Genomic DNA, 500 nt, shown 5'->3' with positions numbered 1-500 from the left:
AAGCTCTCAAAGATACGCTTCACGCCACCGCCAGCGACATACAAGCCTTTCAGAACACCTCAATAGACCGAATCGTGCGAGCCCACATACTTGGGCGTAAATTTGATGCCTTTCTGTTCTAGTTCAGATTGCGTGATGATGGAAGCCGCAAACGCGCGTGGAGCCGGAAAAGCAATCGTCTCTTCTTGCAGATCATCAAGAGTAACTGACTGCCCTTTTCTCGCCACAATAATCCCTGTAATACGCTTGTTCTTCGCTCTTGCTAACGCCGTATAACCCGGAGTTTGATTCACCAGCGTAAAGTGATAAGGATTCATGTACGCGATGTCATATTCTCCAGCCAATAAACGGGCTTCAAAAGTAGGAATATCACGCGCAGTAGCAAATTTGATTTCAACTCCGGCAAGCTCGCCCCAACGTTGCAGTAATGGCTGCCATTGTTGAACTAATTTGGTGGCCGATTGTTGTGGCACCACACCAAAAACAAGAGAGGGTTGAGC

General features: G+C 47.8%; 1 pseudogene. It reads right to left on the bottom strand.

From position 1 onward, the window contains the following. Positions 1 to 62: 62 nt before the first annotated feature. Positions 63 to 500 (bottom strand): annotated as a pseudogene (locus R7O13_RS31490) (PhnD/SsuA/transferrin family substrate-binding protein); the annotation flags it as partial.

The organism is Vibrio sp. Y176 (assembly GCF_033438945.1).
This window is presented reverse-complemented; position numbering and strand designations above follow the sequence as displayed.